11 protein-coding genes are annotated in these 19,644 nt (G+C 65.1%); 6 read left to right on the top strand and 5 right to left on the bottom strand.

The window, feature by feature from the left end:
• The first annotated feature begins 327 nt into the window (after positions 1 to 327).
• Positions 328 to 1,404: a class I SAM-dependent methyltransferase gene (locus tag J7I89_RS16080; protein WP_214972363.1), complete on the top strand. Its 1,077-nt coding sequence runs from the start codon at positions 328 to 330 to the stop codon at positions 1,402 to 1,404.
• Here the strand turns inward: J7I89_RS16080 and J7I89_RS16075 are convergent.
• A complete protein-coding gene (locus J7I89_RS16075; protein ID WP_251045414.1) occupies positions 1,401 to 1,625 on the bottom strand; it encodes a hypothetical protein in 225 nt (74 codons plus the stop codon). The genes J7I89_RS16080 and J7I89_RS16075 overlap by 4 nt on opposite strands.
• Positions 1,626 to 1,733: 108 nt before the next feature.
• Here J7I89_RS16075 and J7I89_RS16070 point away from each other — a divergent pair, with 108 nt between their 5' ends.
• Together J7I89_RS16070 and J7I89_RS16065 are read left to right on the top strand one after the other, a co-directional pair.
• Positions 1,734 to 4,670: an AAA family ATPase gene (locus J7I89_RS16070; protein ID WP_251045451.1), complete on the top strand. Its 2,937-nt coding sequence runs from the start codon at positions 1,734 to 1,736 to the stop codon at positions 4,668 to 4,670.
• 98 nt (positions 4,671 to 4,768) lie between these two features.
• The gene (locus J7I89_RS16065) at positions 4,769 to 7,018 is read left to right on the top strand and encodes a PEP/pyruvate-binding domain-containing protein (RefSeq protein WP_214972357.1); all 2,250 of its coding nucleotides are present in this window, start codon (positions 4,769 to 4,771) and stop codon (positions 7,016 to 7,018) included.
• A 79-nt stretch (positions 7,019 to 7,097) separates the two neighbouring features.
• Here J7I89_RS16065 and J7I89_RS16060 read toward each other — a convergent pair whose 3' ends face one another.
• Together J7I89_RS16060 and J7I89_RS16055 are read right to left on the bottom strand one after the other, a co-directional pair.
• A complete protein-coding gene (locus J7I89_RS16060; RefSeq protein ID WP_214972355.1) occupies positions 7,098 to 8,756 on the bottom strand; it encodes a thiamine pyrophosphate-binding protein in 1,659 nt (552 codons plus the stop codon).
• Positions 8,757 to 8,876: 120 nt separating this feature from the next.
• Entirely contained in the window at positions 8,877 to 9,380 is a 504-nt protein-coding gene (locus J7I89_RS16055; protein ID WP_214972352.1) for an Lrp/AsnC family transcriptional regulator, read from the bottom strand.
• A gap of 92 nt (positions 9,381 to 9,472) precedes the next feature.
• Here J7I89_RS16055 and hisC point away from each other — a divergent pair, with 92 nt between their 5' ends.
• The 3 genes from hisC (at position 9,473) to J7I89_RS16040 (ending at position 13,138) form a co-directional block, all read left to right on the top strand.
• Positions 9,473 to 10,570: a histidinol-phosphate transaminase gene (hisC, locus tag J7I89_RS16050; protein WP_214972349.1), complete on the top strand. Its 1,098-nt coding sequence runs from the start codon at positions 9,473 to 9,475 to the stop codon at positions 10,568 to 10,570.
• 54 nt (positions 10,571 to 10,624) lie between these two features.
• Positions 10,625 to 12,037, top strand: coding sequence for an amino acid permease (locus J7I89_RS16045; protein WP_214972346.1), 1,413 nt, complete (start codon positions 10,625 to 10,627; stop codon positions 12,035 to 12,037).
• 453 nt (positions 12,038 to 12,490) lie between these two features.
• A complete protein-coding gene (locus J7I89_RS16040) occupies positions 12,491 to 13,138 on the top strand; it encodes a hypothetical protein (protein ID WP_214972344.1) in 648 nt (215 codons plus the stop codon).
• A 433-nt stretch (positions 13,139 to 13,571) separates the two neighbouring features.
• On the opposite strand, the gene J7I89_RS16035 is transcribed toward J7I89_RS16040, so the two are convergent.
• On the bottom strand, positions 13,572 to 16,721 hold the full coding sequence (locus tag J7I89_RS16035; RefSeq protein ID WP_214972341.1) for an exodeoxyribonuclease V subunit beta: 3,150 nt from the start codon (positions 16,719 to 16,721) through the stop codon (positions 13,572 to 13,574).
• The gene (locus tag J7I89_RS16030; RefSeq protein WP_214972333.1) at positions 16,718 to 19,396 is read right to left on the bottom strand and encodes a PD-(D/E)XK nuclease family protein; all 2,679 of its coding nucleotides are present in this window, start codon (positions 19,394 to 19,396) and stop codon (positions 16,718 to 16,720) included. Before J7I89_RS16030 ends, J7I89_RS16035 begins: the two co-directional genes overlap by 4 nt.
• Between the last annotated feature and the right edge of the window lie 248 nt (positions 19,397 to 19,644).

Here is a 19,644-nt window from a genome sequence, read left to right as displayed (position 1 = left end):
ATCTGCCCGGTAAGCCAAATAGTAGGCGGGCGGCGGGCACGGCACACCTGTATCCTGACAATGCAGGTTGAATGGCCCCTGCGGCCATCAAGCAAGCTCGGTTTGCGGCCGGATGACGGTCCGGAATCCTGGGCCGTCGCCATCCACGTCGTGGAATCACCGCCGCAATCGTCAGTTGCCGATCGGCCCCCCGGACTCTTGGAATGGATCTAAATCACTACTGACACGCCAGCTCCCGTGGGAATCCCGACGCCGGTCCCCAATCCCTCGCGCACAGCTGCGGTGGATGAGCCCGCCGTCGTGACCTGGGCCGAGGCTGGTGAGAGTATGACCGCGCGATGGCGTTCGGCCAACGGCAGACCGGCGCCGACGCGCGTCGAAGTGGTCTCCGACTCTCTCACGGCCGATGATGCGAACCGGATGGCGTCACAGGGGATCGCGATGCTCTGGCACGGTGACTTCCACAACGCACGGCAGATCCTCAACGCCCTGGACCGGCGGATAGGCGCCGGAAAGAAAGAGACCGCAGCAACTCCGGCCGATAAGTTCTATCGGCACCGCCAGTCCCGCTCGCATCGTGCACGCATTCTTGGCCTGCTGCTGATTCCTCTTGATCCGGGCCCGGTGGTGCCGCTGCGCCGCGCACCGGACATCCGGGAGGCCGCCGCTGAAGCGTACGGTGATATCGGCGAATCTTCCGTTGTGTCCCTGCATGAGCTGGTTGGGGCCATTGGCGCCCACGAGTGGCGACGGAATGGCGTCTACGTCGATGCCCTGCAGGGCCGCATCCACCCGCACTATGGCACGTTCTTCCCCACCCGGAGTGAGTATGTGGATCTCGTGGCCGCCGCTGCGCTGCCCTCTGACACGCTGGCGTTCGACGTCGGAACCGGCACGGGGGTGCTCGCTGCCGTCCTCGCGCGCCGAGGCGTCCACCGCGTGGTGGCGACGGACAATGAACCGCGTGCAATCGCCTGCGCCGCCGAGAATTTCCGGAACCTCGGTGTCCAGGACCGTGCTGAGGCCGTCCTGACCGACATGTTCCCGCCCGGGCGGGCACCCCTCATCGTGTGCAACCCGCCCTGGATTCCGGCCACGCCGCATTCCACCCTGGACAACGCCGTCTACGACCCCGGGAGCAGGATGCTCTTCCGCTTCCTGAACGGACTCTCCGACCATCTGGAGCCCGGCGGTGAGGCCTGGCTTGTCCTCTCCGACCTGGCCGAGCACCTTGGCCTGCGGACGCGTGACGACCTGCTGACCGCCATCACGGTGGCCGGGCTGAAGGTGGTGGAACGGCTGGACACCAAGCCAACGCATCCGAAGGCATCGGACCGTGACGATCCTCTGTTCGAGGCGCGCACGGCCGAGGTCACGTCACTGTGGCGGCTTGTCCGCCGCTAGCCGGCCACCGCCGCCTTCGCGGCCTGCGAGGCCGCCATCCACTCGCTCAGCCACGGGGCCCGGACGCTCGACGTGATCCGGCAGTCGGCCACGAAGGTTCCCTTGGCGCCGGCATCGAGCCAGTCCTTGAGCGCGGAAAGATCCGCCAGTGCGCGGATGATCGCCGACCTGGCACCGAGCGCGCGGGCGATCCCGCTGAAATCCACTTCGGGGATCAGCATCGGCTTTTCGGTCAGGCCCTGGGAGCCGTACTGGTGGATTTCGGCTCCGTAGGCGGCATCGTTGTGCCCGATGGATGGGCAGCACCGGATCCACGGTCACCGCAACCGATGTGTACGGCCGACGTTTACGCAGACCCTGAAGTTCAGATTGGCCTACAGAAATGTTTTGGTGCGTGGCATTCTGGTTGCGTGGGAGGCCATAAGCGACTTCCGTTTGTAGGTCGGGCGTCGGAACGCACTGTCCTTCGCCGTGCCCTCCTCTCTTGCCTGGCGGGGAGCGGCGCCCTCGTTCTGGTGGAGGGCGAGGCGGGCATCGGCAAGACACGGCTTTGCGAGGAAATCCTGGCCGAGGAGCTGAGTCAAGGTGTCCTGGTTAGCTCGGCAACTTGCCGGCCAGCCACTCGAGCAATTCCTTACGCGGCTCTCTCAGCGCTGCTGCGGTCGGCAATCGACAAGATGAGTCCGGCAAAGAAGTCCGGCGCATCGTTGGGACTGCAGGCTCTTGAAGGCGTGCTGCAGCTGAAAGACGGCCCGCCCGTTGAACAGCTGCCGCCGGAAGCGATGCTCGCCGACGCCGTTAGCGAGTTCTTCCGGCGCTTGTCGGACCACCAGCCCGTGGTGGTGTTTCTTGACTCGGCCGAGTTGCTGGATGAGCCGAGCGCCCGTGTCCTGGCTGTGTTGGCGGACCGGTCGCCCGGGCGGAAGATGTTTGTCCTGCTCTGCGGGCGCGATTTGCGGACAGCTGCCCCTGACGTCAAGCGACTCCGGGCGCAGCTCCTGCTATCTGATGCCGAGCACGTGCGCATGGCACGGCTTGACGATGCTGAGGTCATGAAGCTGATAACCCGTGCTGTCCATGGCCCGTCCGACGCCGGGAGAGCCCGCTTGGTTAAGGCCGCCCAGGGCCTGCCGCTCTACCTGGCAGGAGAGTTGGCCGGCCCTGCGTCCTTTGGTTCGGATGTTCCACCCACGGTCCAGGTACTCGTGGAGGAGATCAACGCACAGCTCGACTCCGAGGAACAAGAGTTGGTCCAGATGCTCGCTCTTTCCCCAGGTAGGGGCATCGCACCAGAAGCCCTGACAGAAGCCCTTTTTGATGGAGGCAAAAAGCTGGACGAGATCACGCGGCTCGCTGCTGGCATCCCGCTGATCAAATTGGAAAGTGGACCCCCAGAACGATGGGTCCTCCGGCATCCCGCCTACGCGCAGGTTCTGTCGGAAATCATTGCAGAGACGGAACGCCAACGCATGCGGCGCAAGCTGACCGCAGCACTCCGGAACCATGGTCGAGACCCTGTCGTCTTGGCGGAGCAGTGCCTTGCCCTGCGCAACGAGATCGACGGCGATGAGCTGGCTGGTGTGCTCGCCGCGGCAGCTGAGTGCCATGACGCCAGCTATGAAGACATCGTTCAATTCCTCACAGAGCTTTTGGCCCTGCCGGTCCTGCACAATGATCAAAGGTCTCGGCAATTGCGGTACGAACAGCTGGCAGCGGCACAGCAGCAGCTGGGTGATCTCGAGGGGGCGGATGCAAGCCTGAGCCGAGCACTGGAGCAGGAAGCGGTGGTGCGAACACCCGGAGGTGATCTCGCCTCTGCCCGCGTCCAGATCGGTCTCACGTCGTGGGAGACAGGAAAATATGCTCCTGTGTCCGGACAACTTCCGGACCCGTCCGGAATTGACCTCCCGTTGTTCCATGACCCCTCCTACAGGGCGGTGATGAAGCTGCTCTGGTGCAGCCGACACGGGACCGCTGATCAGACGCGCAGTGCCGCTGCGGAGGCGACCGCATGCTCGCGGTTCGGCAAAAAAGGCCAGGCTGCCGCCGCGATAGGCCGGTCGGTTGAGGCGGCACTCGACGGAGCGTATCGACAAGCGGCCTTCCATGCCCGTGATGCCCGTGCTGCAGCCCGAGCCTCCAATCAAGTAGACCTTCGCATCCTTGCCTCGCTTCTGATCTTCCGGTTCGCTCCTCTCAGTGGAGGGCTGGGACTGGCCACTGAAGCCGCGGAAGAAATTCTCGCGGAATCGGAAGCCATGGGCCTGCCAACGCCTCGATTTGCTACCCACATCTGGTTGAGCATCCTCAGTCATCTGCAAGGGGATCTCACTGCGGCGGAACATCACCGGCAGCTGGCCTCTCTCTCGGCCGCCGCCTCCGCTTCAGCCCGGACTCAGGCCAAGACGGCCCTGCTCGCGGCGCTACTTCAGGCGGAGCGCGGTGAGTTCGCTCGGGCTGGTGCCTCTTTGGCTGCTGCCCAGCGGTCATATGCCGCAGGCATCGAGGATGACGCGCAGCTATATTCCCTCGCCCTCTACGCTAGAGCAGTCGTCGCGATCCAGCGTGGTGACGAGACGCCCCGCATCCTGCCCGATACCCTCCAGCTCTGGGGAACCTACCCGCAAACAATCGCCATGCTGCCCTTCCTGTCGGGACTTGCCGCACTGAGGCAGGGAGACGGGCGCCTTGCTGCCAGCCGTATCGATGATCTGAAGGCCCACAAGGTCGAGTCTCCGGCGGTTGCCGCACTCGGATTCCGACTGCAAGGGCTGGTGGCGCTGCAGCGGGGCGATGCGCAGGTAGCAGGGGAGTCGCTGCGGGTGGCGGCGGACAGCCTTGATCAGTACGGCTTGCGCCTCTACGCAGCTCAAACTCGGCTGGAGTGGGCGGAGACTCTTCCTGACGCGCAACTTGCCCGCGACACCATAGGGCGGCTGCTGGAGTATTTCGCATCGCAGCAAGCCGGCTGGTGGCTGCAGCGGACCCGGCGGCTTGCCCGGCGGCACAAAATCCCTGAAACCAGGGTCAGGCGGGAAGGAGCCGTACTTACCCAGCGCCAGGCAGACGTTGTCCGGCTGGCCGCCGAAAGGCTGTCAAACGCTGAAATTGCCTCCCGGCTGTTCCTGAGCGAAAGGACGGTGGAAACGCACCTCCACGTCGCCTACAGCCGATTGAACATCGCCAGCCGGATAGGGCTGACGGCATGGGCTATGGAAAACCTTCCCAATCTCAGTACTGGTACCGATACCGAACCGGGACCGTGAGGCCGATCATGGGGGACATGAAAACCATCGCAACACTTCATGATCTATACCCTGCCGATCCCGCACTCTGGGGGCGAAAGGCAGCAACGCTTGGACGATTGGCAAGGACCGGGGAATTCGTGATTCCTGCCGGGATTGTCCTGTCCGCTGACGGCGCGCAATTCACTGGTGAGGAGCTCGATGTGGCGGAGCGCTCAATCCAGGACGTTCTCGGAGACGTGGATCTTGCTGTCCGTTCCTCCTCCAGCGACGAAGACCGAATCGAAGCGTCGTTTGCGGGGAAATACGCCACAGTTCTCGGCGTTCGGGGGAAGGATGCATTAGCTGCTGCCGTCCGGGATGTCCTGGCCTCAGCAGGGGAGGCGCCCATGGGCGTCCTCATCCAAGAGTTGGTCCATCCGGATGCTGCCGGTGTGGCGTTCAGTGTCAACCCCGTCAGCGGGGACCGGGATCAAGTTATTGTTGACGCCCTGCCGGGGCTAGGGGACCGGCTCGTTTCCGGCGAGCTCACTCCCGAGTCATGGACGGTGAAATCAGACGGAGTTGCTTATACGAAGGATGACGGCGAAGTGATCACCGCGGAAGTTGCCAAACGTATCGCCGACCTCGCCAGAGACGTGGAACGTGTAGAGGGCGTTCCCCAGGACATTGAGTGGGCCCTCGCGGGTGGACAGCTGTACCTGCTGCAGGCTCGGCCCATCACCACGCTTGTCGAACCGGTGCCGGTGCCGGTGATCGTGCCGCACGGGTACTGGGAACGTGAATCGACTCACGCTCCCGAGCCGGTAACGCCAATGACTGCTTCCGTTCTGGACGTCAGTTCCGGCGCACGGCACATGGCCGAGCGTTTCGGACTGATCGCCCAGTTCGACTTCCGCGAGATCGGAGGCTGGATATACATGTCAATGCTTCCGCTCGGGATGGAGCCCCGGAGCGATAAGGCCCCGCCCCTGCCGGGATGGGCGCTGGCCCTGCTCCTGCGCCTCATACCTGAGGGCAGGCGACGTATCCGCGCTGCACGCCAGCAGCGCGAAGAAGACCTGAGCATGCAGATTGTCAACGAGTGGAACAACCACCATGTTCACCGGCTTCGCGTGCGGATCCAGGCTCTCAGGGACGTCGATCTTGGCGCCTTGACCGACGGACAACTGGCCGCCCATCTGGCTTCGACCCGTGAATTCCTCTCCGAATCGGTACCGCTGCACTTCCTCACATCCATGCCTCACTTCCTTGAGACCACCCGCTTGGAGCTCTTCTGTGAAGAGCATCTCGGCTGGGACTACCCGCAAGTCCTGAACCTTGTGGCCGGTACTTCCGACATGTCCTCCGAACCAGCCAGGGAGCTCCGCCGCCTCGCAGATCGAGGGCTCGAGCCGGCCGAGAAAGAACAGGCGCTGGAGGAGTACCGCCGCATTTACGGAGCGCGTGCCCTCTCCACCGAGATTGCCGAACCGACGTTCGGCGAATGCCCTGGCCTCATCGCCGCCCAACTCGAAGCTTTGGCTATCGGGCGCAGGCAAGACCCGGCCCAGGAGCAGCAACGGTTACGGGAGGAAGCTGCAGCCCAGGCGCGGAAACAACTTCAAGGTGAGGCGCTCGACACTTTCAACGCCCTGCTTGACAGGGCCCTTCGCGCCTACCCCCTGAGGGAGCACAATGTGTTCTACGCTTTTGACTCCCCGCTTGCGCTTGTTCGTTATGCGGTCCTTGAGGCCGGCCGCAGGATGCAGCGCGCCGAGTCCATCACGTCCGTCGACGACGTCTTCTACTGCACGGCCGATGAGGTGCAGAAGTGGCTGGAAGGGCAGCGCGGAGACCTTCACGTCCATGTGCGGCGCCGACGCGGGGAACGGGCTTGGATACTCGCGCATCCAGGGCCAGCCAGCTACGGGACGCCTCCGCCGCCCCCTCCCAACACGAGGTGGCTGCCCGCGGATGTGCAGGAAATGATGAAGCTGATGATGCGGATTGGCCAACGGCTGGTTGCACCGGAAGGAAGCTCGCAGGAGCAGACGGCGGACGAGGGGATCCTGCGAGGGACACCAGCCTCACCGGGGACTTACATAGGAGCGGCACGTATCGTCGCCAATGAGAGGGAGTTCTCCCGTATCCGGCCCGGCGACGTACTCGTCTGCCCCACTACGCGATCCTCCTGGTCCACCGTCTTTGCTTCAATAGGCGCCGTTGTCACTGATGCGGGCGGGGCACTGTGCCACCCGGCCATCATCGCCCGCGAACATCGGATCCCTGCTGTTGTCGCAACAGGCAATGCCACGAAAGTCATCCGCGATGGAGCCATCGTCATGGTCGATGGCACAAATGGGACGGTGAACCTCCGCACACCGTGACGAGAGGTACTCGTAGCCCCGTTTCTCGCTTTGGCAATGATTCGGGGCTTCGCCTGAAGCGCCCTGTAGCCGATTCCACTTAACCGGCCACCGCCGCCTTCTCAGCCTGCGAGGCCTGCATCCACTCGCTCAGCCACGGGGCCCGGACCGTGGACGTGATCCGGCAGTCGGCCACGAACGTTCCCTTGGCGCCGGCGTCGATCCAGTCCTGAAGCGCGGAAAGATCCGCCAGCGAGCGGATGATCGCCGACTCGGCACCGAGTGCATGGGCGACGCCGCTGAAGTCCACCTCGGGGATCAGCATGGGCTTTTCGGTCAGGCCCTGGGAGCCGTACTGGTGGATTTCCGCTCCGTAGGCGGCATCGTTGTAGATCACCACGATGGCGCTGCGTGCCGCACCAATGAGCGATTCGAGGTCGGACAGGCCCATCAGGAAGCCGCCGTCCCCGGAGGCCAGCACCAGGGTGCGGCCGTCCTCCACCGCACGGGCTGCCCCGACGGCGCTGGCCAGGCCCAGCCCGATGGCCTGGTAGGCGGTGCCCACCATCACCAGGTCGTGCGGCCGGGGGATGTGCCAGTACATGGGTGCCCACCCGATGAAGTGCCCGCCGTCCTGGACCACCGTGCGGCGCTCCGGCAGCACGGCATCCAGTGCCGTGGCCAGAGCGCGCGGGTCCAGCCGCCCGTCCGGGGTTTCAGTGGTGCCTGCATGGTGGCCAGGTCCGTCGGCCAGGCGCTTGCGGGCCTCCGCACGCCAGGCGGCCGCCGAAGCTGAGTCATCCAGCATTCCCAGGAGACGTCCGGCAGCGGACTTCGCGTCCGCGCCGACGAACAGGTCCACCCGGGGGTGCGTGGGCTGCAGGGCGGTGTCGATCTGGATGACGGTGCTGTCCGGGCCGAGCAGGTGCCCGAACCGCATGGTGAAGGGGCTCAGGCTGGCCCCGGCCACCAGGACCACATCGGCCTCGCCCATGAGCCCGGCCGCGGTGTCCGTGCCGAAGCCACCGGCCACGCCCAGGTACCCCTCGCCCTGGAGGAGGTTGAGCGCCAGGGCGGTTCCGGCGGTCAGCGCGCCCAGGCGGTCGGCGAGCTCGCGGAGCTCCGGACCGGCTCCGGCGAGATGCGCACCCCGACCAGCCAGGATCAGCGGCCGCTTGGCCCCGGCGAGCAGGCGGGCTACCTGCCCAAGGCCGCCGCCGCCGTCGTCCGTCACCGTTGGTGCCAACGGCGCCGGAAGCTCTTCATCTGCCGCCTCGAGCGCCGCGAGGTCGTAGGGAATGGCAATCACGACGGCGGTGCGCTTGGTGAGTGCATACTCCACCGCCTGCCGGGTGATGGAGCCCGCGGCGTCGCGGGTGACGGTGAAGGTCGCCGCGCCGAGGCCCGCTGCGATTGCCGCCTGGTCCACGTCCTGGGGTCGGGCGCCGCTGCTCGGCGCGTCCCCGGTGACCAGCACCACGGGGATCTGGGCCTGGACCGCCTCCGCGAGGGCGGTGAGTGCATTGGTGTAGCCGGGGCCGTAGGTGGTGGTGCCCGCGGCGAGACGTCCTGATGTCCGGTAGTAGGCGTCGGCCGCGGCGATGGCGGCGCCTTCATGGCGGACGGGGGAGAAGCGGAGGCCCAGCTTTTCCGCGGCGTCCAGGAAGTAGACGTTGCCGTTGCCCATCACGCCGAAGACATCGCTGAGATAGCTGCTGAGAACCTGCGCCACGCGGCCGGAGACGGTAAGTGAAGTCATGCAGGAATCTTGTGGGCTGGTTCACAGATAGGCAAGAGCGTCGAAGTTGATTGGGATTTTTGGCAGTAAACTGCAGAAGCAACTGAATATCTGCCCACTTGTAATGCGCATCACCCGCGCTTAGTGCGAAGGGCGGGATTCCTGCTCGGAGAGCCGGCTGAGGAGGCCGTCGTAGCGGGGCGGCATGAGTTCCAGAACGGAAATGGCCGTGCTGGTCCGCTGGATCCCCTCGATTTCCAGGATCTGGTTGGTGATGCGGTAGAGATCGGCCGTACTGCGTGCCACCACCTTGGCCATGAGGTCCGCGTCCCCGGTGGTGGCGTGCACCTCGATGACCTCCGGAATCGCCGCGAGCCCGTCTTCCACCGCACCTGTCCGCGTCTGGCTGATGGACAGTGAGAGGAAGGCCATCAGGTCATAGCCAAGCGCGGCGGGATCCAGCCTGCGGCTGAAGGAGCGGAGAGCGCCGCTGCGCTCCAGCCGTGCCAGCCGGGCGTGGACCGTGTTCCGTGCGACGCCGAGTGTCCGCGAGAGTGCCAGGGCGCTGGCTTCGGGATCCTTATCGAGGGCCAGGATGATCCTGCCGTCGAGGGAATCCACGGTGCGAGGGTTGGGGATGGTCATATTTTCACCACAGACAGTAGAAGTTGAGCAGAAGTCCCAATGAGTTGAGCGTATCTTGCATTGTGGGCCGGGTCACAACATGATCGTTCCTCATGACCCGTGATCAGCTCCTAACCGCACCGGACACCGCGCTCCCCACCCTTCGTGGCGCGGTGGCCGGACTGCCGCCCTACGTCCCGGGCCGGCGCAGCGCCGGCATGGACATTGCAGCCCTCGCCAGCAACGAAAGCCACTACGAGCCACTGCCCGCTGCCGCCGCTGCGGTGGCCGCAGCGGCCGGTACCATGAACCGCTACCCGGACAGTGCCGCCGTCGAACTCCGCGAACGGCTTGCCCGCCACCTCGGCGTCACGGCCGGAGAGGTCGCGGTGGGACCCGGCAGCGTCGGCGTCCTCCAGCAGATCATCACCGGACTTTGCGACGCCGGCGATGAAGTGATCTTCGCCTGGCGCTCCTTCGAGGCCTACCCCATCCTGGTTGAGCTGGCAGGCGCCCGGCCGGTGCGCATCCCGCTGGACGCCGCTGAGGGGCACGACCTCGATGCCATGACCGCGGCCGTCACCGATCGCACCAAAGTGATCCTGCTCTGCACCCCCAACAACCCCACCGGCGTGCCGATCAGCCACGAACGCATCGAGGCCTTCCTGCAGACCGTCCGCTCCGACATCCTGGTGGTGATCGATGAGGCCTACGTGGAATACGCCGAAGCGGGCAGCGGCCCCGATTCCCTGGCGCTCTACCGCCGGTACCCGAACGTCTGCATCCTGCGGACCTTCTCGAAGGCGTACGGCCTCGCCGGCCTGCGCGTGGGGTACGCCGTGGCGGCGCCGGCCATCGCCGAGGGACTGCGCCGCACCGCCCTTCCCTTTTCGGTGAGCGCGTTGGCGCAGAGCGCGGCCATCGCGTCGCTGGACGCGGGGGAGGAGATGGAAGTGCGAGTGGCCGCCGTCAGGCAGGAGCGCGCACGGATGGCCGCGCAGCTGGAGGCCCAGGGCTGGAAGCTGCAGCCGAGCGAGGGCAACTTCCTGTGGATCCGTGCGGATGACCACCTCCTGGCGAGGCTGGTGGACGCGTTCGACCGTGCGGGCATCCTGGTCCGGGCGTACCAGGGGGACGGCGTGCGGATCACCGTTGCCGGCCCCGCCTCCAACGACCGCGTGCTCCGGCTCCTCGAAGCCCACGGAGCCTGAACAACCGACTGACCTGAAACCCCAACCGTTCCACCTACAACCAGAGGACTACCCATGGAACAACAGACAATGACGTCTGGCCGCGCACTGGGCGCGGCACTCAAACCCCGCCAGCTCACCATGATGGGGCTCGGAAGCGCCATCGGTGCGGGCCTCTTCATCGGCTCCGGCGCCGGCATCCAGGCCGCCGGCCCGGCCGTGCTGATCTCCTACCTTGTGGCCGGCACCCTCATCATCCTGGTGATGTGGGCCCTCGGCGAGATGGCCGCTGCCAACCCTGACAGTGGTGCCTTCTCCGTCTACACCGCCAAGGCCTACGGCCCGGTGGCCGGTGCCACGGTGGGCTGGCTCTGGTGGCTGCAGCTCGTGGTGGTCATCGCCGCGGAAGCCCTCGGCGCGGCAGGCCTGCTGGCCACCATTTTCCCCGCGCTCCCGGTGTGGCTGATGGCCTTCGTGTTCATCGTCGTGCTCACCGCCGTGAACCTCACCAGCGTGAAGAACTTCGGAGAGTTCGAGTTCTGGTTCGCCCTGCTCAAGGTGGCAGCAATCGTCGGATTCCTCCTGGTGGGCGCTGCCCTGCTCTTCGGCTGGCTGCCGGGCGTTCAGTCGCCGGGCCTGGCCAACTTCACCGGAGACGGATTCGCACCCAGCGGTTTCGCCGGCATTGCCACGGCACTGTTCGTGGTGGCGTTCGCGTTCGGCGGCACCGAGATCGTGTCCGTGGCGGCAGCCGAGACCGCCGAGCCTGCCCGCAGCGTGAAGAAAGCAGTCCGGACGGTGCTGGGGCGCATCCTGGTCTTCTACATCGGTGCAATCTTCGTTATCGCGGCTGTGGTTCCCGTGGGTTCGGCGGGGCTGAAGAGCCCGTTCGCCGCCGTGTTGGAGGCTGCCGGGATGCCTGGGGCAGCCACCGCCATCACCCTGGTGGCCGTCGCCGCACTGCTCTCCGCCCTCAACGCCAACCTCTACGGTGCCTCACGGATGGCGTTCTCCCTGGCTGAGCGCGGTGAAGCGCCGCGTCTGCTTGCCTCCGTGTCCAAGGCCCGGGTTCCGGTTGTCGCGGTCCTGGCCAGCGTCGCCTTCGGTGTTGTCACAGTTGTGCTGGAGCTGGCTTTCCCCGAGAAGGTCCTTCCCGTCCTGCTCAATATCGTGGGCTCCACCTGCCTGCTGGTGTGGACGTCCGCGCTCCTCGCGCAGCTGGCGCTGCGCCTCCGCGCCGACCGCGAGGGAACCGAGCTTCCCCTGCGGATGCCCGGGTTCCCGTGGCTCACGGGCTTTGGCTTGGTCATCCTCGCGGCGATCTTCACGGTGGGCTTCATCGGCGAGGATTCCCGTCCCCAGCTCCTGAGCACGTTCGCACTCGTGGCGCTTCTGGCGGTGGCGAACTGGATGAATCACCGGAACCGGAAGGCTGCGCCGGTTGGGGAACCCTCGGAGCGTGCCAAGGAGCCGGAGCTGATCGACTGAATCAGGGGATGCCGACCCACCTCGCGGGTTCGGCGCACGCGGAGGGCGCGTCCGGCCTGACCGGGCGCGCCCTTCCGTCCTGTTTTGCCGAGCTGGCCATGCTGAGCATGAAATCGGCCGGCTGACGGGTTGCGTCGAAGGCTGCCTGCTGGTCGACGATGGGCGCGCTGGGGAGCCGGACTTTTTGCTAATGGCGAGAGAGATGATGGGCACGTTGGGGCCACAGGCCCGTGCCAAGGAGCGGAGCAGTTCCTTCACGGCTGTCGGCGCCATCCGTCGAGTATCAGCCCACCGACGCGATTTCCAGGACGGGCGGGGCGCGCCATAATCTGCCGCTCCCTGCTTTCGTATATCGTTCGAGGGTACTCGACGATTCGATGTGTTGTAGCCGGTAAACAGCGCTGAGTTCCGAGGCAATTTTGACGTCGAACTTAAGCTGGAGATCGAATCACCGTGAACTTCTTCAAAACATTCATGAACTTTTTCAAAGCGCGGGTTCTGCTTTGGCCGGTCTTGCTGCTCATCGTGCTGCTGGTTGGGGGAGCGGCCGCCGCATTCGCATCCGGTGGACTCAACGCCCTCGCCCTCAAGGCCCTGTTCAGCAGCAGCTCCCTCGAACGTGATTCCCAGGTGGTTCAGGCCGTCACCCGCGTGCAAGAGGTCGCCTTGCTTAGCCTTCACATCGAGGGTGTCACGAGGCACGAAAGTAATGGAGAGATTCTCGGCGTGGCTATACCCGCGAGCGAGAAAACGACGCTGATCCAGTACAAGTTCGATGCAAAATTAGGCGTCGACGGGTCACAGGTGAAGATCGAACCCACCGGCCCAAAGTCGTTTCGGGTGGCCATCCCTCAATTTATTGGCATCGGCTTTGACGATCCCGTGTTCGAGGACCCTCTCGAGAGCAGCAACCCGCTTAGCTGGCTGACACCGCCAGCCGTTCAAACTCGCATGATCAACAACATTCTCAGCGACGAGAACAAGCAGAAGTACATCACCCAAAACGCAGCGGCGCTGAAAGAACAGGCCAAGGTGTTTTACTCTGAAATCATTGCAAGCGTGGATCCCGAAATCACCGTCGACTTTGAGTTCGCAGAGTAAGTACCTGCAACGCCCAGTCCTCGCGTATGAACCCGCGGTGGGGATGGCTGCTATGTCCGGAGCGGTGACTATCACGCCGGAGTATGCCGGTAAGCCGGCTGGATGGGGAACCCACCGCCCTCGCCACCGCGTAAGATGCCTCTTCCTGTCAGAGCGTCCGCTTACAGTGCTTCCATGATTTCCGATGGAACAATCCCCGAGCAGACGACGAAACGCACTGCCACGCGCAGGTGCCCGATTTGCGGCAGCGAGGCCTGGCGAATCGCGTACGGGATGATCATGCCGTGCCCGACAAGAGATGCCGAAGTCGGAGTTCGCCGGTTGCATGATCGTGCTAGAAGAGCGCATCTACGCCGCCACGGGCAAAGTCGAATGGGGTACGCCCAAATGGGCCTGCCAGAACCCGGATTGCCGTCGCCGCTGGTGGTGAGGATTAGCTAATCCGGTACACCTTCCCCAGCGCCGGCATGTGGATCAGCGTTTCGACCACGGGCCGCCCGGTGATGGACTCAATCGCTTCGGCATACCCCCTCATCTGGCCGATGTACTTGTCCTTGATGTGACCGACCGGATCATTGCCCGGATAGGACTTGTGGTCCACCAGCACATAACCTGCAGGCGTCTCCAGCAGGAGGTCGATCCACCCTTCCATGAGCTGGTTGTCAGCATTCCGCCAAGCAACCGACTGCTCCGTGGTGACCGTCGCGCCGGGGTAGTGCCGGGCGAAGAAGGCGAGCATCCGCTCACCGGCGTCCACCAAGACACCCGGTCCGACGGCGGAGGCCGCACCCCAGCGGTCCAGAAGCCGCTGTGCCGCCGAGAGCCGGGCGGAGTCACCCATCTCGCCGAGAGGCAGGGCGAAGTAACCATGGATGGCGGAACCCACCTGGTCCCAATTGGCCGCCCCGTGCGGAATCAGTTGCGGGCCGAGGGCTGCCGCCTCGGTGACGTCGGCTGCGAACCCGAAGCTCTCCAAAGAGCTGGCGGTTACCCGGGCAGGTTTGTGCGAAACCGGCGCGTTGGCGGTCAGGCAGTCCTCGTACTCGACATTGGAGCCGCCGTCTGTGTCGGCGGGTCCATCCGCTGGCTCGTAGCTGAACGCATCCATGGAGAGAGTGTGTTCGCCGTTGCGCCCTTGGACAGTCAAGGTTCCTTCGTTACGGGCTCCCTCAGCCCACTCCACAATCGGGCCAGTCCCCAGCGAGTTCAACGAAGCCGGCGCGGGCTTGGCGGCCGCCAGGCAGGTCACGCTGACAGAGCGCGTGAGGCCCACGTAGAGCACCCGCGCAGAGTCGGCCTGGCGCCGTGCCAAGGCCCGCTGCGCGACGGCCGAGGAGTCGGCCACTCCGGAGAGAGGCTTGAACCCCTTGGTGCCGAACGGCCAAGCCCAGAAGCGGATCCAGCGTCCGACGAGAGGATCGCTGACGTCGATCTCGTCGACGCCTTCGACCGCCACGCCCCACGGCTTCGCCACTACCTCGGTGTCGAGGCTCGCCAGCACAACGGCCGGCCATTCCAGCCCCTTGGCCTTGTGGTAGGTCAGCACGTTCACGACGTCGTCGCCGAAGTTCTCGCTGCCGGTGCTGTCGGCGTCGGCCAGAAACCGGAGCGATCCGCTCAGCGTCACGGGCTTGCTCAGCGCGGCACACGATTCGTAGTACTGCTCCAGCAGGGAGCGCAGCGCGTCCAGATTCTTGAGCCGGGTTCCAGGGTTGCTCCACTTTTTGATGAGCCGGGCAACCCCGAGGCGCGATGTGACCTCTTCCATGATCTCGGTGGGCGTGCACACCGACGCCAGACCGCGGAGCTCCACTAGGCCGGACACCAGCGGGTCGTCGGCCCAGCGCCGGAGCTCTGCTGTTGGCTCCTCGGCGTCGAAAAGGGCGGGCACCCAACGGTCGAACTGGGGATGGTCAGGATGCAGGTGCGCCAGCTCGGCCAGGGCGACGGTGTCGTCGTCGGACGCGACGAAGGCCATCCCGGCGCGGACCAGTTGGATTTCCCGTGCGGCAAACAATGAGGAGGTGTTGGTGGTTGCCTTGACTCCGAACGCGGCCAGTTCCGCGGCAATGGCCGCCCCAGCGTCGTTTGATCTGGCGAGGACTGCGACGTCGGACCCCCTGAAGCCTCGTCGCTGGATAAGATCCACGACGCCGGCGGCGACCGCCCGCCGCTGCTCCGGCACGGTCTTCGCGGCCAGTGTCCATGCCTCCCGGGCGCCGCCCAAGGCGTTCTTGGGATGAGTCTCATCACGGCGGGCCTCGGGCACCGTCAGACGGACTTCGTCCTCGCCGAGCTCCGGGAAAATGGCGAAGCTGATCGCGTTGGAGAGGTCAATGACGGCTTCCTTGGATCGCCAGGAATCATGAAGCTGGGTTTTGCTCTCAACGCGGGCGGCCATGGCTTTCATGAGTTCCGGGTCGGTGCCCCGGAATTCGTAGATGGCCTGCTTTGAATCGCCCACCCAGACCACCTTGTCCACCAGCTCGGCGAACTTGGTGAACAGCTGGAGCTGCAGGGGGCTCGTGTCCTGGAACTCATCCACCACCATGAACTTGATGCGTCCGGTGATGGAGGCGCGGAATTCCGGGGTGTTCTCCAGCAGATCCAGAACCAGCGTTTCCTGATCCGCGAAGTCAATCAGTCCGTACTGCCGCTTGAAGTCCGCGAATCGGTCCAAACAGGCAGCGGCGCAGGCAAACACCAATTGGGTGAATTCCCGCAGCTCGGTCTGGAATGCCGGGTTGGAGGTTAGATCGATTTCGACCGCTGAAATGTAACCCTCCAGCAGCCGTTTTGCGTTTGCGTTGGAGACGCCGGCTGCCTCGATCCAGAAACGCCAAGGAGCATCTTCCGGCGACGCATGGGTCAGGACCGGCTCCAGCAGGGCGATCGAGGCCAAGAGATTCTTAGGTGGAGTTTTTCCGGATTCGGCGATCTCAGTGGCTAGCCCGCGAAGGCTCATGAGCCCTTGGAGGAGCTGGTTGGACCAGGTTGCGCGGTCGTCGAGGCGGGCCGGACCCAAAACCCGCTGTAGTCCCTGCCAGGACGCCACAGCGGAATGCGTCAGCGCCGCGGGGGAGATCCTGTTGCTGCGGGCGGCATCCGTGATATCCCGGACGACTTTGCGCCAGTCGGTGTCGGTGCCCCGGATGTCGGCTTCGCCGTCGTGTCCCAGCCGGCGGGCGAGCGGCTGGATCCGCGGAGTGAACTCTGCGAACACGGAGTCCGTGGCGAGCTGGAAGATCCGGAGCTGTTCGTCTTCGGCGATAACCTGAAGGGCAGGCGACAGCCCGGCATCGACCGCGTATTCCTGGAGCAGCCGGCTGCAGACGCTGTTGACCGTACCCACCATGCTGACAGACATCTGCCGGGCCGCGTCGGGGCGTTCCTGGCCGAAGAGTTCGGCTTGGACTCGGTCGATCAGTTCGGCGGCGGCTTTCTTGGTGAAGGTGGTGGCCAGGATCTGGCTCGGCTTCGTACCGCTGTTGATTGCCCGGGAAATTTCGCCCATCAGGCTGTAGGTCTTGCCAGTGCCGGCGCTGGCCGTGATCATGCTGACGTTGTTCAGTGCGTGGTTCATGACAGGTCCCCCTTGAGGCCGCAGAGTGCGGAGAAGTCGCAGAAATTGCAGGGCGGCTTCTGGTAGAGCCGGCCGTCTGCCGTTGCCATGTCCCGCTGGTCGGCGGACGAGCCCAGTTCCTGACGTCCGGCCGCGAGGACGCGCCCGCCAACAACTTCCGAGATGGAGAATTCGGCGGCGCGGACCGAGCGTCGCCAAGTGCTCCGGCTGGACGCGGGGCTGGCCAAGGCCGGGCCGAAAAGTGTGCTGGTCGAAGCGAACTCGCCCTGCTTGAGCATGTAGTAGGACATCGCTGCGTCTTCGGCGACGGTGGACATGGGGTCCGGCCCGTTGTCCAGGGCCCAGTGGTAGAGGGCAAGCTGCATGGCGTCGCCCTGGGTGATTTCTTCGCGGCGGTACTTCGAGCGGTTGGTCCACTTGAGATCGATCACGACGGGGTCGGCTTGCTGGTCTGCAGCCAGAACATCGATGTAGCCGGAGACCTTGACTTCGATCTGCGTTCCGTTGACGTTCAACAGGGCCGGCTTGCTGAACTCGTGCTCGGTGGCGCGGATGTAGACCCCCTGCGTCTGCAGGGTCTGGAAGAGCTTGATGACCGAGTTCTCGATGATGGGCCGGAGGCCAGCGAGTATGCTGCCGCGGCCGGGCAGGAGTAGCTCCGAGGCGTAGTGCGGCACGAGTCGGTCCAGTTTGGCCTGGACTTCCGCCGGCTCGGGCACGGCGCGGTTCGCGGCGTAAAGCTCTCCGAAGAGTTCCTCCACCACCCTGTGGACCAAGGTGCCGATCATGGTGTTCCCGGTGGGCACGGACTGCGCGTCGCCTACCTTCAGCCGGCCCTTCTTCTCCAGGACCCACTTCATCGAGCAGCCAATCAACGTGCTGAGCTGCGAGTAGGAGAGCTTGTCCGGCATGAACTCCGGACGGGGACCCAGATCGTGGGATGCTGGCACCCGCCTGGTCGGGGCGGCCTGCACTGGTGTCAACGCGGCGGTTCGGCCCGCGAGGCGCCAGACACCGTCACACACCAGCTCGGTGGGGGTGGTGCTGAAGGCCGAGATGGCGTGTCCTACCGCCTTCTTACTCTCCTCGGGGGTTCCCGGCAGCGGCGACGGGAGGGTGCTGAAGGCCAGTGAAGACAGCACCGGGTGGGCCTTCGTTGGCTCCCCGCTGATCTCCGCGGCGCGCACCAGCAGCAGCCGCTTACAGCGCCGGGCAGCGTCCACTGCGACGGAGAGTTCCAGCTCCGCCAAGGCCGCAGGATCGGGCAGGGCAACGCCGGCGCCGAGCAGGGCCTGGCATTCGGCGTCGTCCCAGTGCCGGGACCGGACCTGGCCGTCATCCTGGCACCCCCACCAGACGAGCGCGTCGACGTCGTCGCACAGTTCCCCGAGGCTGTGCAGTGTGACCCAGGGTGCCGCCTCGCCGCCGGCCAAAGGACTGGTGCTGGCGGGTATGACGGATTCCAGGATCCGTGCAATGGTCTTGCGGCTTACCGGTTCCGGCCCGTCGATCAAGACTATAAGCTCTTTGAGTTGGCTAAGCACGCCTTCAAGTTGAGGGTAGACCTGTACGCGGCGGCTGAGTTGGGTGCGCAGCCACTGCGTGCGTTCGACGACGGCGCTGCCGGTGACAGTTCCGTCGTCGGCCAGCAGCCCGGTGACAAAAAGCTGGTCCAGCTCTGCCGCTACAGCGGGGCCGAGAGTCTCGTCGTCGCTGATCTTTTGGAGGGCGCTGAGCCATTCATCGCCGCCGGTGCCTGGCTGGGCGGCGAGGGCGCGGAGTAGATGCCGGACGGCTCCGCGCCGGACGGGGCTGACGGGGAGGTTGAGGAACTCGCCCAGCAGTTGGACGTCCACCGGTCCCCAGATGACGGTGAAGAAGAGGGGAATGATCTGGTCCATGGCCCGCCACCGGGAACGGCTGCTGACACCGATTCGCGGCAGTCCTCGGAGCTGCAGTTCCTGATCGAGCAGCGCCGTGCTCGTGGAGGCGACGACGGCGGAGCGATCCGTGGCGGAGTTCCGTGCGGTAGTATCCGCGGACGCGAGCCAACGGGCCGTGTGCTCCGCTGCCTCCCATTCGGTCCTGGCGACGAGAACGGTCACTTCGCCCACGGGATCCGTCGGGACGGACGGCTCGAGGACCGTCACGCCGCGGCGCTCCAGAGCGCCGATGAGGCGGCTCCAGATGGCGGGGAACGAGCCGCGGGGGTGCTGCAGTTCCAGCCGCGAAATTCCGAGCGGCCAGAGGGCTGTGGCTTCGCTCTCGAGCTCATGGACGAGTTCAAGCGGGTAGTCGGCGAACGCCCGGTCGAGGGGGAGCCTACTCTGTTCCAGGGCAGAGAGGGCCTTTAGCTTGGCGGTAGAACCGTCAGGGGCGAGGCCCGTCCATCCGTTGACGACAAGTTCGTCGCGCATGTTCAACAGGTCGATGGCCGTGGACCACGGATCGACAGAGAAGGAACCGTGGAACCAGGCTTCCGGGGTGTCCTGCTCCGCGAGCCGGCCCATGAACTGCCTGATCCGAGTGGAGTGCCGCGCGTCGGGTCCGGTGAGTCCGAGCCGGGTCTGCAGGAGCTGGGCCAACCCCAGTGGACCGAGCCGGACTGTGCCGAGTGCGGAATCGCGGTAGGTCCATGGAGCGCGGTCCAGGTACAGGCCAAACAAAACGTTCACATCATCCCCCGGGACGTGTTGGAGCGACAGTTCCTAGATCATATGGGCGGGGTCGGACAATGAAGGTTGCGACGCGTTGGGTGAGGAAGCGAGTCGTCATCGGCGTCGAGTGTGGCGTGAAGCAGCCGGGTGGCGACGACGCCGAGTAAGGTCGTTTCAACCGTGGCGTGCAGCCGAGCCAGCTACGGTTCCCGGGGAGAGGAATATGAACACGAATGACACGGCGTTCCCTGTGATTGCGGGATGGA

Origin of the sequence: Arthrobacter sp. ISL-5 (assembly GCF_018613835.1) — a bacterium.
Lineage (GTDB): Bacteria > Actinomycetota > Actinomycetes > Actinomycetales > Micrococcaceae > Arthrobacter.
This window is presented reverse-complemented; position numbering and strand designations above follow the sequence as displayed.